The organism is Streptomyces sp. KR55 (assembly GCF_052245645.1).
GTDB classification, from domain to species: domain Bacteria; phylum Actinomycetota; class Actinomycetes; order Streptomycetales; family Streptomycetaceae; genus Streptomyces; species Streptomyces flavusporus.
In genome coordinates this window covers 1-15393 of record NZ_JBQQCE010000223.1, presented here as the reverse complement: position 1 = coordinate 15393, position 15393 = coordinate 1, and the positions used below count along the sequence as shown (strand labels likewise).

At 70.4% G+C, this 15393-nt stretch carries 14 protein-coding genes; 8 read left to right on the top strand and 6 right to left on the bottom strand.

From position 1 onward, the window contains the following. A partial coding sequence (locus tag ACTWQJ_RS28765) for a hypothetical protein (RefSeq protein WP_443309455.1) occupies positions 1–663 on the top strand: 663 nt, incomplete at its 5' end. Continuing rightward, positions 660–2843, top strand: coding sequence for a glycosyltransferase (locus ACTWQJ_RS28760; protein WP_443309454.1), 2184 nt, complete (start codon positions 660–662; stop codon positions 2841–2843). The genes ACTWQJ_RS28765 and ACTWQJ_RS28760, both read left to right, overlap by 4 nt. Positions 2844–2888: 45 nt before the next feature. Here the strand turns inward: ACTWQJ_RS28760 and ACTWQJ_RS28755 are convergent, their stop codons facing one another. The 3 genes from ACTWQJ_RS28755 to ACTWQJ_RS28745 form a co-directional block, all read right to left on the bottom strand. Beyond that, a complete protein-coding gene (locus ACTWQJ_RS28755) occupies positions 2889–3608 on the bottom strand; it encodes a class I SAM-dependent methyltransferase (RefSeq protein ID WP_443309453.1) in 720 nt (239 codons plus the stop codon). A 135-nt stretch (positions 3609–3743) separates the two neighbouring features. Beyond that, positions 3744–4118 carry a hypothetical protein gene (locus tag ACTWQJ_RS28750; RefSeq protein WP_443309452.1) on the bottom strand — a complete coding sequence of 125 codons (375 nt, stop codon included), beginning with the start codon at positions 4116–4118 and terminating at the stop codon, positions 3744–3746. Further along, positions 4100–5767, bottom strand: coding sequence for an IS200/IS605 family accessory protein TnpB-related protein (locus tag ACTWQJ_RS28745; protein ID WP_443309451.1), 1668 nt, complete (start codon positions 5765–5767; stop codon positions 4100–4102). Before ACTWQJ_RS28745 ends, ACTWQJ_RS28750 begins: the two co-directional genes overlap by 19 nt. 320 nt (positions 5768–6087) lie before the next feature. Here ACTWQJ_RS28745 and ACTWQJ_RS28740 point away from each other — a divergent pair, with 320 nt between their 5' ends. The 6 genes from ACTWQJ_RS28740 to ACTWQJ_RS28715 all read left to right on the top strand — a co-directional run bounded on the left by ACTWQJ_RS28740 (position 6088) and on the right by ACTWQJ_RS28715 (position 12122). After that, positions 6088–6513, top strand: coding sequence for a VOC family protein (locus tag ACTWQJ_RS28740; protein ID WP_443309450.1), 426 nt, complete (start codon positions 6088–6090; stop codon positions 6511–6513). A 357-nt stretch (positions 6514–6870) separates the two neighbouring features. Beyond that, complete coding sequence (locus tag ACTWQJ_RS28735; RefSeq protein ID WP_443309449.1) at positions 6871–7947, top strand: ABC transporter substrate-binding protein; 1077 nt, start codon at positions 6871–6873, stop codon at positions 7945–7947. After that, positions 7944–8801: an ABC transporter permease gene (locus ACTWQJ_RS28730; RefSeq protein WP_443309448.1), complete on the top strand. Its 858-nt coding sequence runs from the start codon at positions 7944–7946 to the stop codon at positions 8799–8801. The genes ACTWQJ_RS28735 and ACTWQJ_RS28730 overlap by 4 nt, the downstream gene beginning before the upstream one ends. Beyond that, complete coding sequence (locus tag ACTWQJ_RS28725) at positions 8777–9535, top strand: ABC transporter ATP-binding protein (protein WP_443309447.1); 759 nt, start codon at positions 8777–8779, stop codon at positions 9533–9535. The genes ACTWQJ_RS28730 and ACTWQJ_RS28725 overlap by 25 nt, the downstream gene beginning before the upstream one ends. Further along, positions 9532–10869: an LLM class flavin-dependent oxidoreductase gene (locus ACTWQJ_RS28720; protein ID WP_443309446.1), complete on the top strand. Its 1338-nt coding sequence runs from the start codon at positions 9532–9534 to the stop codon at positions 10867–10869. Before ACTWQJ_RS28725 ends, ACTWQJ_RS28720 begins: the two co-directional genes overlap by 4 nt. After that, entirely contained in the window at positions 10866–12122 is a 1257-nt protein-coding gene (locus ACTWQJ_RS28715) for a vanadium-dependent haloperoxidase (protein ID WP_443309445.1), read from the top strand. Before ACTWQJ_RS28720 ends, ACTWQJ_RS28715 begins: the two co-directional genes overlap by 4 nt. A 304-nt stretch (positions 12123–12426) precedes the next feature. Here ACTWQJ_RS28715 and ACTWQJ_RS28710 read toward each other — a convergent pair whose 3' ends face one another. From ACTWQJ_RS28710 to ACTWQJ_RS28700, 3 genes are all read right to left on the bottom strand, one after another. Beyond that, positions 12427–13686 carry a sugar ABC transporter permease gene (locus tag ACTWQJ_RS28710; RefSeq protein ID WP_443309444.1) on the bottom strand — a complete coding sequence of 420 codons (1260 nt, stop codon included), beginning with the start codon at positions 13684–13686 and terminating at the stop codon, positions 12427–12429. Between the two features lie 14 nt (positions 13687–13700). Beyond that, complete coding sequence (locus ACTWQJ_RS28705) at positions 13701–14483, bottom strand: ATP-binding cassette domain-containing protein (RefSeq protein ID WP_443309443.1); 783 nt, start codon at positions 14481–14483, stop codon at positions 13701–13703. Between the two features lie 37 nt (positions 14484–14520). Next, positions 14521–15393, bottom strand: an 873-nt coding sequence (locus ACTWQJ_RS28700) for a sugar ABC transporter substrate-binding protein (RefSeq protein ID WP_443309442.1), incomplete at its 5' end; no start/stop codon positions are given.

Genomic DNA, 15393 nt, shown 5'->3' with positions numbered 1-15393 from the left:
GTATGGGCGTCGGGCCGCTCCTGCGTGTTGTGGCGCGACGGCCCGGCATCGGCGGCCCCCGGACTCGCGCGGCTCACCTGGGACGCCGTCCTCGACACCGACACCGGTGTGCGCCTCGCGAGCCTGGACCCGGCCGCGGACGGCAGACAGCGACTGCGCGAGGTGTTCCGGACGGACAGCACCCGCGTCCGCCTGTCGGAGCTGGCCCGACGGATCGGCGCCCCCGATCCGCTGGACGAACGCCGCATCTGCGTGCTGGCCGCCCCACAGGACCGGGCCGACATCGCCCGGCTCGTCGCCCAGGTGCTCGACCAGATGCACCGGCCGGCCGAGGTCGTCGTCCCCGATCCCACCGGACTCGACGAACTCACCGCCGCCGGCGTGACCGTACGCACCGGCGAGCCCCTCGCACCGTGGGTGGCCGACTGGACGGACCCGGCCGAGGACCGCCCCGGCACGCTGCTGCTCGACCTGATGTGCGCGCAGGAGCACTCCGGCGCCGACGCGGTGGGCAGCACACTCGCCGCCGACGACTACACCTTCGTACCCGAACTGCGCCCTCTGCTGGTGCGCCGGTCGCTGCTGACATCCGGTGTGCCGCCCCAGCTGTGGGCGCGACAGGGGCACCGCCTGTTCGCCTGGTGCGGGAAGGAGCCCTCATGAGCCGGACGCTGAATGCCATCGTCTACGGCGATGTCGACCTCAATCTGATCGACGGCTCCGCGGTGTGGGCCCAGTCGACGGTGCAGGCACTGTCACGGGCGGGCTGTGGGACCAGGCTCGTCCTCAAGGCGCCCGTGCACACCGAGCGGTTGATCGATCCGCTGGCCGGGCTGCCCGGGGTCACGGTGGTCCGTCCGTGCGAGGAACGGCTGCTGCCCGGGCTGGCCGACCGGCCGCTGTCCCCTGTGCAGGCCTCGCAGGTGCTCGCCCGGCTCGATGAGGACGAGCCCTGTGACCTGCTGGTGCTGCGTGGCCGCAGACTGGTCGCGCGGGTGGTCGCGGACGGTCGTTTCGAGGGACGGATCTGGACCTACCTGACCGACATTCCGCAGTCGGCCGCCGAGATGACCGAGGAGGCCCGCGCAGAGCTCGCCCGTATCGCCGACGCCTCCCAGCGACTGCTGTGCCAGACCGAGGAGCTGCGCTGTCTGCTGGAGACCTGGGTGCCCGAGGCCTGCGGCAAGTGCGTGCTCAGCCCGCCCGCGGTACCCGAGCCCGGCTTCCCGGTGCCGGAGCACGAGCGACCGCACGACCCCTTCCGGCTCGTCTACACCGGCAAGTACGCACCCCTGTGGAACACCCTGCCCATGACACGGCTGCCGTCCCTGCTCGCCGAACGGGGCATCCGGGCCGAGCTGCACACCGTCGGGGACAAGATCCACGACGACCGGGCCCACCCGGGCTTCCGGGCCGCCATGGCCCGCGCGCTGGACGGCACACCGGGCGTCGAGCACCACGGAGGGCAGCCGCGCGAGGAGGCCATGCGCATCGCCGCCGACTGCGACCTCGGCCTCGGCTGGCGCGAGCCCATCCTCGATGCGAGCCTCGAACTGTCCACCAAGGTCCTGGAGTTCGGCGCACTCGGACTGCCCGTCGTCCTCAACCGCACGCCCGCCCACGAGGCGCTGCTCGGCGGCGACTATCCGCTGTACGTGCCCGGGCGCGCCGGACTCGACGACGCCGTCGAGGCGATCGCCCGTGCCGTACGCGAGCCGGAGGTCAGACGTCTGGCCGCCGACCGCTGCCGGGACGTGGCCGCCCGGTACACGCTCCAGGCCGCGGCGGATCGCTGGCGCACCCAGCTCGACCAGGCCTTCCCTGCGGCACCGCCCGCCGTGGCCGCCCGGCTGCGGCCGCTGCGGGTCGGCGTCGCGGGCCACGACCTGAAGTTCCTCACCCGGCTCCTCGACCACTTCCGTGCGTTGCCCGGCCTCGACGTACGCATCGACGCCTGGCCGGCGCTCGCCCGCCACGACCCGGCCGCGAGCCGGGAACTCGCCGAGTGGGCCGACGTGGTGGTCGTCGAGTGGTGCGGTCCGGCCGCCGTCTGGTACAGCCGCCACAAGCGGCACGGCAGCCGGCTCATCGTCCGGCTGCACCGCTTCGAACTGGACGCCGCCTGGCCGCGGCAGGTCGACATCGACGCGGTCGACACGGTGATCTGCGTCAGCTCGTACTACGTCCGCCGCACCCTGGAGCACACGGGCTGGCCGGAGCCGAAGGTCACGGTCATCCCGAACTGGGTGGACACCGACCAGCTCGACCGCCCCAAGGTGCCCGGCGCCCGCTTCCGCCTGGGCATGATCGGTATCGCGCCCAGCCGCAAACGCCTCGACCTCGGCCTCGACGTCCTCGAGACGCTGCGCGCCCAGGACCGGCGCTGGCACCTCTCGGTCAAGTCCAAGCCGCCCTGGGAGTACTGGTGGATCTGGAACAAGCCCGAGGAACGCGCGCACTACGACGCCGTACTGCGCCGTATGCAGACCTCGCCGCTGCTCGAGGGGGCGGTGGTCTTCGACGAGTTCGGGGCAGACGTGGCGAGCTGGCTGAGGCGCGTCGGACATGTGCTGTCCACCAGCGACGACGAGAGTTTCCACCTCGCCCCGGCCGAGGGCATGGCCTCCGCCGCCGTCCCCGCCCTGCTGCCGTGGCCGGGGGCGGACGAGATCTACGACCGGCGGTGGATCCACGAGGACCCGGAGGCGATGGCGAACGCGCTGGCCGGGCTGGGGGAGGAAGGCTGGCGGGACGCCGGGGAGCTGGCCCGTCGACAGGTGCGGGAGGAGTTCTCACTGCAGCGCGTCGCCCGGAACTGGACGGAACTGCTGGTGTCCCGCTGACGGTCCGAGTCCCCGGGGCCGGCTGCGGCCAGGGCCCGGCCGGCCTCAGACCCGGCGCTGGGGTTTTGTGACCCGGAACGCGAACTGTCCGCAGAAGGTGAGCTTGCGCAGGTTCACCAGGGCCGTCCGCCGCCTCGTGTGCATCGCCCAACTGTCGATCTCGGCGTTGAGCGGGGACTCCTCGTTCCAGTACCGCCCGTACTCCGCCTTCCGCTCGCCGTGGTAGGAACGCATGATCAGGGTCACCCCGTCCAGGGAGGGCCGGATCTCCTCCAGGGCGAGCCCGGCCTCCTCGACCAGCACCCGGAATCCGTACGGCGTGTAGTTCCACAGGCTGAAGGAGTGGTACGGCTCGAACTGGGACGTGCTGCCGATGAACAGCCCGTCCGGCCGCAGCACCCGGCCGACCTCCGCCAGCAGGTCCCGCGGGTGCGAGACATGCTCGAAGACCTGGTGCGAGTAGATCAGCGGCACGCTGTCCGAGCCGAGGGGCAGGTGGATGCCGTCGAAGTGGACCAGCGGATCGCCGCCGGGTGTGCGCTGCCTGGCTTCCGGAGAGCGGGGGATGTCGACTCCCAGCCACCGCACCTTCGGATCGTGTCTCTTGAAGAGCGCCGCGGACGTGCCCCGCCCGCACCCCAGGTCGACCACCTGGTCCGGGGCGCCCGGCGCGCTCATGACCTCGTCGAGGTAGTAGCGCGAAGTGACCTGGCGGGCGTGGTCGTCGGGGATGCAGTCGTGCATGAGGTCCCACAGGGTCGCCATGCCCCGAGGCTAGGGAGGTGCCGCACCCGCGGACCAGGATCCGGTCGGCGGTTCGCGGCAGCCGCCACCCATAAGGCGTGACGGCCATGCTGCCGCCGCCCGGCAAGCAGCTGGTCTGCGGCGGATCGCCCGGCGTCAGGCGGCGGCCGGGCCGTCGACCTCGGCGGGGATGCGCTGCCTTTCGTAGCGGAGGGCCGCACCCGTCGCCACGGCACCGAGTCCCTCCCACAGGCCCACGCCCAGGAAGGCGGTCGGCGCTCGGCCGCTGATCACAGCGAGTGTGAAGACGGTGCAGGTGAGCAGGCGGAAGGGGACAGTCCAGCGGAAGAATGCCTTCCAGTCGGTGAGCGAGGCCAGCACGTAGTACACGCCCATGTTGAGCGCCGCCATGGCGGAGGCGGTGAGAAAGACCAGGGTGTGGTCTGCCTCCGCGCGCCCAGAGCCTGCTACGGGTGTAAGGCCCATGAGGGTGAGCAGGGCGTCCGGGGCGATCAGCCCCACCGTGCCCATGGCGGCGGCGAGAACCGTTCATAGAGGCTGAGCGGCAGTGAGTTCTGTTGCCAGAACTCATGCTCAGCCGAACGCCCCGAACGGTGTTGGGCGTTCTGGTCCACCGCGTTCGCTCCGCGTCCGGCGCGCACGGATCGTGTCCGTGGTCCGGGACTGCGGGGGCGGTTTCCCTCACGCCCCAGGGTGCCCGGTCGGGCCTGGACGGTCCGATGCCCCGCAGCATCGCTCTGGTGCTGCGGGGGCGGTGCCGTCCGTCGCCGGATCGGGTGCCCCAGGGCGCGCCTGCCGATCGCCACGGCGGCAGCGTCGTGGCGGGTGGTCTTGCGTGTCTTCGTGGTGAGGGGCTTGTGCCAGTGCTGGGCGCCCCACTTGGAGGTGTAGGCCGGGTCGACGGCGACGAGGGTGATGCCAAGTTCGGCCGCCATGCTGACGAGCCGGGCCCGCAGCCTTGATGTCGGGAACCCCGAGATGACCTGCCGGAACCGCTTGCGCTGCCCGTGCTTCTCCCGCGTCTTCTCCGCCGTGAAGTCGAGGTCCTCGACCGCGAGGGCGAGGCCGTGGCGTCTGGCCCAGTGCAGCAGGCGGATCAGGGCGTGCCGGACCTGGGCGTCGCGGTGGCCGGTGGTGCCGGTGAGGTCGTAGCCGAACCGGAGGGGTTCGCCGACGGGGTTGCCGTGGGTGTCGAGGCGCCAGGCGGCGAGGTGGTCGGCGTTGGTGTCGACGCCGATCAGGCCGTTCATGCGGGCCGCTCGCAGGGGGACGGTCGTCACCGGTGGGATGGTCCATGACGCGGTCAGGTACCAGCGGCCCCGGCCTGTGTCTTCGTGGATGCGGTAGGCGACGGCCCGGTGGGCACTGACGCGGTCGGCCCACTGCTTGGCCCGGTGCGGGAAGTTCGCGCGGGCGGTGAGCACGTACCGGCCGTGCGGGGCGTTCGCCAGGTGAGCCAGTGGCGCCGGGAGTTTGACCGAGACCTCGCCGTCGGGGGTGACGCGGATGGTCTCGTTGCCGTACCGCTTCCCGGCCTCGCCGTCGGCCTGCAGGAACCGGCGTCCGGCCTGCCACCGCTTGCGCCATTGCGGCTCGGTGAGCCGGGCGGCGTCCAGGTGGTGGCGGGTGTTCAGCAGCCGTTTCCCGCCGCGCACCACGTGCACGACGCCGGCCTCGCGGTCGGCCCGCGCCGCCTCGAGCCGGTCTTCGAGCAGGTGCAGGCGGCGGGTCTTGGCGAACCACTCCTGCTTGCTGCGGTAGCCACCCGGCGCGCGCTTGCCGCCTTTCTCACCCACGGGCAGGGACAGCCGGTGCGCGATGGTGCGCACACCCGCTTCCAGGTTCTGGATGTGTGCGAGCTGGCCGCGCCGGGCGAGCGCCCACTGATCGTGGGTGGCCTTCGTGGTGCTGCCTGCCCAGCGGGAGGAGGACTCCTCCGTGAGGGTGCGCTTGCGCTCGGCCCACTGCTCACTGTCGTGCTCCAGCCCGGCCGCGCACCGCACCTTCAGATCACGGGAGGCGAGCGAACCGAGGTGGTCGCCGACCAGGCGGAGCACCTTCTCGTCCTCGGCGGTCAGGTGCTTGAGCCGGGTACGGATCGCGACCCCCGAGGGGCCGGGCACCACGAACGGCGCCGCCACCTCCCGCAGTCCACTCACCCCTTCACCCCTGGCCCGGTGTCGAAGAAATCCGTCACCACACCCAACGACCACCACCGGCGAAGGTCACGCATTCGATGCAAGAACTCTCGTTCCCCGCCGGCAAGCGTGCCTGCCACTGCCCGGACGCTCACCCATACACGCCACAACACCCCCAAGCGCCGTCGACCGCCACCTGCTCACAACCCCGAACACGGCCATGGTCCAGCCGGACAGGGAGCGGGGATGCAGATGCACGAAGTCCTCTGTATGCCGAGGGTGTCAACGCCCGAAGCACCCTTGCACAGGCCCTCGGCCGCTGCCCACGGCACACTGGAGACATGGACGCAGACGACCGGAACCTTCTGGGCCGGGCACGCGTGGCGACCCGGCTTCCCGCCCAGAATCTGGACCGGGCACGCCGTTTCTACTCCGAGCGGCTCGGCCTGGAGCCAGTCGACGAACGGCCCGGTGGGCTGCTGTACCGGTGCGGCGGCGCGGACTTCGTGGTGTTCCGATCAATCGGAGCCTCTCCCGGTACCTTCACCCAGATGGCATGGGAGGTCGACGACATCGAGACCGTCGTGTCGGAGCTCAAACGGCGCGGTGTGGTGTTCGAAGAGGTTGATGTACCTGGGTTGCGCACCAGGGACGGGATCGCCGAGGTCGAAGGCAACTACCCGAGCAAGGGCGCACATGGTGAACGCGCCGCCTGGTTCCGTGACAGTGAGGGGAACCTGCTGGGAATCGGCGAGCCGGTCGTCTGAAGTACGGTTCCTGAGCGATCGCCGGTGACAGGGCCACTCGGTGACAGGGCTCGGCCGGCACTCGCCACGCTGATTTGTTACGCATACATGGCGCACCGACGAAGCTGTCATTGCAGTGGCGGCGAAACCAATGCCCGCTCCTTGACCGGTTTTTGACGTACAGCTAGCTTCGTCGGCATGCGGAAGCCCCGGCAGTTCCGAAAGAGGCGAGCCATCGATCTGATGCGCGTCGCCACCGCGGTGTGTCGCTGACCTGCACCCAACTGCCCGTCCCGCCCGCTTCCGTTTCGGTTGCACCGTCTCCGGTGTCGTAACCCGTTTTCCAGAGCGGTTTCTCCCATCTTTGTGAAGGCCATCATGACCCCTCGCATACGCATGCCCGGATTTCGGCACCTCACCATCGTGGCCGCTGTGGCCCTCCCTTTCGCCCTCACCTCATGCGTGGACAGCGCGCAGTCCACGGCCGGCAGCAAGGACGTCTCCGCCGAGAAGATCCCGGGTACGGTCTCTCCCGGCACCACTCTCACGGTCGGCACGCCCGACCTCAAGGTCGCCCTGGAGCTGTCCGGGCAGATCGACAAGCTGCCGTTCAAGGTGAAGTGGGCCAATATCAGCGGTGGCCCCCAGTGCTCCGAGGCCTTCCGGGCCGACGCGCTCGACATCTGCTCGGCCGCGGAGATCCCGTCGATCAACGCCCACTGGACAGGACTCGACACCAAGCTCGTGGCGGCGAAATTCCGCAAGGACCCCATCGAAAACCCGATATACGAGCTGGGTATCGCCCCGGGCGCCGACATCACCACCCTCGCCGACCTGCGCGGAAAGAAGATCGCCTACAGCCCGGGACAGGCCCAGGGCGCCTTGGTCCTGCGCATCCTGGCCAAGGCCGGCCTCACCCAGAAGGACGTGGAACTCGTAGAAATCGCCAGCACCGGCGACGTCTATCCCACGGCGCTCGGAAACCGGCAAGTGGATGCCGCCCCTCTCGGGGACGTCAATATCAAGCGCTATCTGACGAAGTATGGAAAAGACGGCGGCACGACGATCAAACACGGGCTGCGCGACGACCCCGCCCATCTGTGGGCGCTCACCGAATCCGTCAGCGACGCACAGAAGTCGGCCGCGATCAGGGAGCTCATCACCTTCTGGGCGCGAGCGCAGATCTGGATCGACCAGCACCCGAAGGAATGGGTCGCGGGCTACTACGTCAAGGACCAGGGGCTGAGCCGCGAGGACGGTGAGTATCTCGTCGCGCGCGCCGGTCACCCGGACATTCCCGCGGACTGGACCGCCGCCATCCGCCGTCAGCAGCAGACCGTCGACCTGCTCGCCAAGGAGCAGAACCGGGAGCCCTTCACCGCGGACCTCCTGTTCGACCGCCGCTACGAGCCGGTGGCCGCCGAGGCCATCGCCGGAGAAGGGACGCCGTCATGAGCAGCACGGCCTTCGACCGACAGGCCGCGCCGGCCGTGCACACCCCGGCGCCCGCCGTCCTCACTCGCCGTACCGGCCGCAAACGGCTCGGCCCCGGTCGGCCCGTACCCTACGGCTGGGCGATCGGCCCGCTGCTGTTGCTCGCGCTCTGGGCGGCGGGCTCCGGCCTCGGCCTCATCGACGCCCGCAGTCTGCCGGCACCGTGGATCATCGCGCAGACCACCGGCGACCTCATCGCCGACGGACGACTCCAGTCCAACCTCGCCACCTCCGCCCAACGCGCCCTGTTCGGACTGCTCTTCGGCGTGCTCGCCGGGCTGGTCCTCGCGCTCGTGTCCGGTCTCAGCCGACTCGGCGAGGCGGTGATCGACGGCCCCGTGCAGATCAAGCGGGCCATCCCCTCGCTGGCGCTGATCCCGCTGCTCATCCTCTGGTTCGGCATCGGCGAGACGATGAAGGTGATCACGATCGCGCTCGGCGTCTTCGTCCCGATCTACATCCACACGCACAACGGACTGCGCACCATCGACAACCGCTACGCCGAACTCGCCGAGACGGTACGGCTCGGCAGGCTCGGCTTCGTCCGCCATGTCGTCCTGCCCGGGGCCCTCCCCGGCTTCCTGCTCGGCATGCGGTTCGCGGTGACCGCCGCCTGGCTCGCGCTGGTGGTCGTCGAACAGGTCAACGCCACCAGCGGCATCGGCTACATGATGGAGCTCGCGCGGACCTACGGACAGACCGACATCATCATCGTCGGACTCGTCGTCTACGGTCTGCTCGGCCTCGTCTCCGACGCCCTCGTACGGCTCGTGGAGAGGAGGGCCCTGTCATGGCGACGCACCCTGGCGGGCTGAATGACACCGACGGCCGCCCGACGGTCCGGATCGAGAACCTGGTGCGTTCCTTCGGGCAGCGCAGGGTGCTGGACGGACTGGACCTGGCCATCGCCCCCGGAGAGTTCGTGGCCCTGCTCGGGCGCAGCGGATCCGGTAAGAGCACCCTGCTGCGCGCGCTGGCCCGGCTCGACCACGACGTGGCGGGCAGCGGCGACCTCACCGCCCCCGAGCATGTCTCCGTCGTCTTCCAGGACGCACGGCTGCTGCCCTGGAAACGGCTGCTCGACAATGTCGTCCTGGGCCTGAACGGGCCGCTCGCCGAGGAGCGCGGCAGGGCCGCCCTTGCCGAAGTCGGCCTAGCCGGCCGCGAGCAGGCCTGGCCGGTGGAGCTGTCCGGTGGCGAGCAGCAGCGTGTCTCCCTCGCCCGCTCCCTCGTACGCGAGCCGCAACTGCTCCTCGCCGACGAACCGTTCGGCGCGCTGGACGCGCTCACCCGAATCCGGATGCACGCGCTGCTCAAGCGCCTGTGTGAGCGGCACCGGCCTGCCGTGCTCCTGGTCACGCACGACGTCGACGAGGCCATCGCCCTGGCCGACCGGGTCGTCGTGCTCGACCGTGGCCGGATCGCGGCCGACGTTCCTGTGGAGCTGTCGGCGCCACGCCGCCACGGCAGCACCGAGTACGCGGCACTGCGCGGCCGGCTGCTCGTTCAACTCGGAGTGGACCCCGTGGAGGAGGACAGCGCGGCATGAGTGCCCGGAAGCTGCATCTGAACCTGTTCGTCTACCCGGGCGGCCACCACGAGGCCGCCTGGCGCTACCACGGCACCGACCCCGGCCGCATCCTGGACATCGGCTTCTACCAGGACCTCGCCCGCCGGGCCGAACGGGCCACGCTCGACGCCGTCTTCTTCGCCGACGGCCCGTCCCTGGCCGACAACGTGCGCTACGCCAGCCGCTTCCGGCTGGAGCCGTTCACCTGGCTGTCCGCGATCGCCGCGGCCACCGAGCGCATAGGGCTGATCGCCACCGCCTCGACCACGTACACCGAGCCGTACAACCTGGCCCGGCTCTTCGCGTCGCTGGATCACCTCAGCCGGGGACGCGCCGGATGGAACATCGTCACCACCGGTGCGCCGCAGGCCGCCGGCAACTTCGGCCTGGACGCGCACCCGGTGCACGCCGAACGGTACGACCGGGCGCGGGAGTTCGTCGAGGTCGTCACCCAGCTGTGGGACAGCTGGGAGGACGAGGCCCTCGTCGCCGACCGGAAGAGCGGGCTGTTCGCCGACACCGACCGTATCCACGAGATCAACCACACGGGCCGCCACCTGAAGGTGCGCGGACCGCTCAACCTGCCCCGCTCTCCGCAGGGCCGCCCGGTCTACGTCCAGGCGGGATCGTCCCAGGACGGCCGGTCCTTCGCCGCGGCCCACGCCGAGGCCGTGTTCACCGCCCACCAGACCCTGCGCAGCGGCCAGGAGTTCTACGCCGACCTCAAGGCGAGGGCCGCGGCCCTCGGCCGGAACCCGGACCAGGTTCTGGTCCTGCCCGGCATCAGTCCCTTCATCGGGTCCACGGAGGCGGAAGCACGCGCGCTGCACGAGGAGTTCAACGACCTCACCCAGCCCGAGTACTCCCTCCAGCTGCTCCACCGGCTGCTGGGCCTGCGGCTCAGCGCCGACGAGCTCGACGGCCCTGTAGACCGCCGGCTCATCGAGACCAGCGGCGAACGCGGCAACGGCAGCCGCTTCCAGCTCGTCCTCGACATCATCGACCGCGAACAGCCCACCGTCCGCCAGCTTCTGCACCGCCTCGCGGGGGCGCGCGGCCACCGAGTCGTCGCCGGCACACCGGAACAGGTCGCCGACCAGATCCAGGAGTGGTTCGAGCAGGGAGCCGCCGACGGCTTCAACATCATGCCGCCCTGGCTGCCCGGCGGTTTCGACCTCTTCGCCGACCAGGTGGTGCCGATCCTGCAGGCGCGCGGCCTGTTCCGCACCACGTACGACGGCACCACCCTGCGCGAGCACTACGGACTGCCGCGTCCCACCGCCGTCCCCACCTCACCCAAGGAGTACGCGTGACCCCGCCCGGATCGCACCCCACCCGCCGCACCATCGTCGCCCTCGGCGCGTCCGCCGTACTCACCACGTTCGCCGCCGTCCCGCAGGCCGCCGCGGCCGACCGCATCTCCACGGTCCTGACCTGGTACGACGCCACGGCCGAGACCCTCGCGGCGGCCGGAGCGTCCACCCAGGTCACCAACAGCCGCACCTGGGCCATCGCCTGGCTCGCGGCGGCCCGCGCCACCCGCAGCGTGCCGGGAGGCGTCGACCGCGCCGCATACCAGGAGGCGGCGCTCGCCGGCGCCGTACACCACACGCTGGTCACCCTGGCTCCGAGTCGCACCGAGCACCTCGACACGACGCTGCGGCAGGCCCTCGCCTCGCTGCCCGACGGCGAGGCCCGAGACCTCGGCATCGCGGCCGGACGACGCCAGGCCCGGCTCGTCCTCGACTCCCGGCAGGGCGACGGCCTCGATCCCGCCTCGGTCAACGCCCCCTACCCGGTGCCGGCCCCGGCGCCCGGCCGGTGGCAGCCGACACCACCGGCGTACGCGCCCGCGACGCAGTACGGCAACCGTCTGGCCAAGCCCTTCCTGCTCAGGACCCCGAGCCAGTTCCGGCTCGGCCCGCCGCCGGCACTGGATTCCCGCCGCTACGCCGCCGACCTCGCCGAGGTACGCGCCTACGGCGCCGCGGACAGCACGGCGCGCAGCGCGCACCAGACGGAGACGGCCAGCTTCTGGCTCGGCTCCTCCCTCACCCTCTACACCGAGCCGCTGCGCGTGGCCCTGTCCCGCTCCCCGCACGGAACGGCCGAGCAGGCACGGCGGATCGCCCTGTTCCACGTCGCCCTCGTCGACACCCAGGTGGCGACCTCCGACAGCAAGTACGCCCACGAACGATGGCGTCCGGTCACCGCGATCCGCACCGGAGCGATCGACCCCGACCCGAACTGGACGCCGCTGCACACCACGCCGGCCCACCCCGACTACCCGAGCGGCCACACCACCTACGCAGGGGCCGCGGAGGCCGTACTGTCGGCACTCTTCGGGGCACGCACCGCCCCCTTCGACCTGACCAGCCCCACCGCGCCAGGCGTGAGAAGGACGTACACCACGTGGAGGCAACTCGCGGACGAGAACGTCGAGGCGCGCATCCTCTCCGGCATCCACACCAGATCGGCCGACGAGGCGGGCATCGAGCTGGGCAGGCAGGTAGCCCGATTCGTGCTGGAACACGCAGGGGAGCTCTTCATCCACGGGTGGCTCTGAGCGGCATCGCCTCGGACGGCGGGCTACCGGGGCACGATGGCCGGCCCGGTGGCGTGGACCCGGCGCGAGTCTGCCTCACCCGATCGGTCGACATCACCGCGCGCCGCGAGCATGCCCGCACTAGCGTGGATCTCGGACGCACCGCCGAACCTCGTGCGGCGGGCCATGCGTTGGTGGTCCAAGGCAAGACGTCCCGCCACCCGCGGGAAGATGCAGGTGCAAGGCCTGCCCAACGCTCGACCAATGACCCGGTCCCTGCATGTGTGCAGCGGCCGGGTCGGTCTGCGTCCGTGGAGGCGGCTCGTCAAGCCCGCCCGTGCGCTTCCTGCGAGCGTCGTGACAGTGCGTCGAAGACCACCGCCGCGAAGAGCACCCCACCTGTGATCATGAACTGCACGGCGGTGTGGATGTCCGTGATCGCCATACCCGAGGCGATCGACTGGATGACCAGCATGCCGAGCACCGCGGACCAGGTCGTACCGCGTCCCCCGAACAGGCTGGTGCCGCCGATGACGGCCGCTGCGATGGCGTTGAGCAGCAGGACGCCCGTGCCTGAACCCTGGCTCACCGAGGTGATGCGCGAGGCCAGGAACAGGCCGCCGACCGCGGCCATGGTGCCCGAGACCGCGAGCACCGCGGTCTGCACCCGCGTCACATGGAGGCTGGCGCGACGGGCCGCCTCGACGCCGCCGCCGAGTGCGTAGACCTGCCGCCCGTAGTGCGTGTGGCGGAGCACGATGTCGAGGCCCCCCACTACCACGAGGAAGATCAACAGGGCGAGCGGCAGACCCTGGAACTGGTTGAGCAGATACGCGGCGGCGAACGCGATCACGGCCACTGCTCCCGCGCGCACCACGATGCCCTGGAGTGAACGGTGCGGCATGCCGAGGGCCTCGCGGCGGCGCATGTCCTGGTAGGGCACGAGGAAGACGAGGCCCGCGCCGACCGCCGCCGCCGCGTAGGCGACGGCGTCGTTGGTGAAGTAGTAGCTGGTCAGCTTGGCGACGAGCCCGTTCTCGTCGAGGTTGACGGTGCCGCTGGTCCCGAGGATGTAGAGCATGAGGCCGTTCCAGGTGAGCAGCCCCGCCAGTGTGACGACGAATGCCGGCACCCGGGTTCTGGCGAAGGAGAAGCCCTGGATGGTTCCCGCCGCGGTACCCGCGAGCACCGCGAGGATGACGGCGAGCCATTCCGGCACGCCGTTGTTCACGTTCAGAACGGCGAAGACAGCCGCCGCGAGGCCGCTGATCGAGCCGACCGACAGGTCGAGCTGACCGAGCAGCAGCACGAAGACGATGCCGACCGCGATCAGACCCGTGCCCACGATGTCGACGCTGAGATTGGACAGGTTCCGGGGGGAGAGGAAGTTCTCGTTGAGGGACTGGAAGACGATCCAGACTGCGGCAAGAACCAGGACGACGGGGAGTGAGCCCAGTTCACCGGCGCTGAGTTTGCGCCGGAGGACGGCCATCCGTCCCTGAACGGCATGGGCGACGGCCCGCCCGGCGTGCGGTTGACGGGCCTCGTCGGTGGGTGCGGGGGCGGTCCGCGTGTTGTCGGCCATGGTGCGCAGTCCTTTCACCACACCGCGTCCCGGGCGGCCGGCCGGCGGGGCACGTTCTCCGTGGCGCCGGTGATGGAGGAGATGATCTGTTCCTGGGACGCGGTGTTCACGTCGAAGAAGCCGTTGTTGCGACCGAGCCGCAGTACGGCGGCCCGGTCCGCGAGAGCTTTCACGTCGCCCAGGTTGTGGCTGATGAGCAGTACTCCTACGCCGCTGTCACGCAGTTGGTCGACGAGGTCCAGCACCTCGGTAGTCTGCTCGAATCCCAGAGCTGCGGTGGGTTCGTCCAGGAGGAGGACGCGTGGGCCGCCGAGGAGCGCGCGAGCGATGGCGACCGTCTGGCGTTGGCCGCTGGACAGTGAGACGACGGGAGCGCGCAGATCGGGGACGTTCCTGGTCAGACGTTCCAGCAAGCGTCTGGTGCGGCGCTCCATCTCCATCTCGTCGAGGAACCCGAACCTGCGGATCTCCCGGCCGAGGAACACGTTGCCGACGACGTCGAGGTTCCCGCACAGCGCCAGGTCCTGGTAGACGGTGGCGATGCCGAGGTCCCGGGCGTCGTGGGGGCGCCTGATGTGGACCGGCCCGCCCTCCCACTCGATCACGCCCTTGTCCGCCGGGGCGACGCCGGAGATCACTTTGACCAGGGTGGACTTACCGGCCCCGTTGTCGCCGAGGAGAGCGACGACCTGGCCGGCGTGAATCTCCAGTTCGACGTCGGTGAGGACCTCGACGACACCGAAGCGCTTGCACACCCCGTGCAGTGCCAGCAAGGGGGGAGCCGGCACGGAAACCATCTCCTTCCGGGGCCCGGGCCGGGCCGGAACCGGCGTGTCAGGTCAGCCCGGCCCTGTTGCAGGCGGCCGTGAGTTGGGGGGTGCAGATCTGCTGGACGGTGTACACGCCGTCCTTCACCACGGTGTCCTCGATGTTGTCGACGGTCACGGACACCGGGGTGAGCATGACGGCCGGAACCGTCTTCCCACTGCTCGTCCTCACCGTGTCCTTGGCAACTCGGTCCAGGCTTTCACCGCGGGCCGCGGCCACGGCCATCGCGGCACCGGCGGAAGCCTCGGGAGCGAACGGCTTGTAGACGGTCATGTACTGATCGCCGCTGACGATACGCCGCAGCGCTCCGAGCTCGGCGTCCTGCCCGGTGACGGGGGGCAGCGGGCTGACCTTGTTGCCTTTGAGGGCGGAGATGCTGCCGGCGGCGAGGCTGTCGTTGGCAGCGTAGACACCGTCGATGTTGTCGGCGCCGAGGGCGGAGATGGCGCCGGACATGTTCATGTTCGCCTCCTCCGTCCTCCACTGGTGTGTGTCGTACGCCTTGCTGATCCTCACCCTCCCGTCGAGTACGGACAGCGCGCCCTTCTTGAACGACGTCGCGTTGGGGTCGCTGGAGTCGCCGTTCATCATGACGATCTGGCCGCCGTCCGCCCTGTCACCCATGGCCGTCAGAAGCGCCCTGCCCTGGAGCCGGCCGACCTCCTCGCCGTCGAAGGTCACATGACCCGAGATCGGGCCCTCAGCAAGCCGGTCGTAGGCGATCACCGGGATGCCCGCGTCGGCGGCCTCTTCGACCGCCGAGCCCAGCGATGTGGCGTCCACAGCCACGAGCAGCATCGCATCCACGCCCTCGGTGATCATGGCGTCCACCTGTTGCTGCTGAGTAGCCACGTCGTTCTTGGCGTTGGCGTGCTCGAT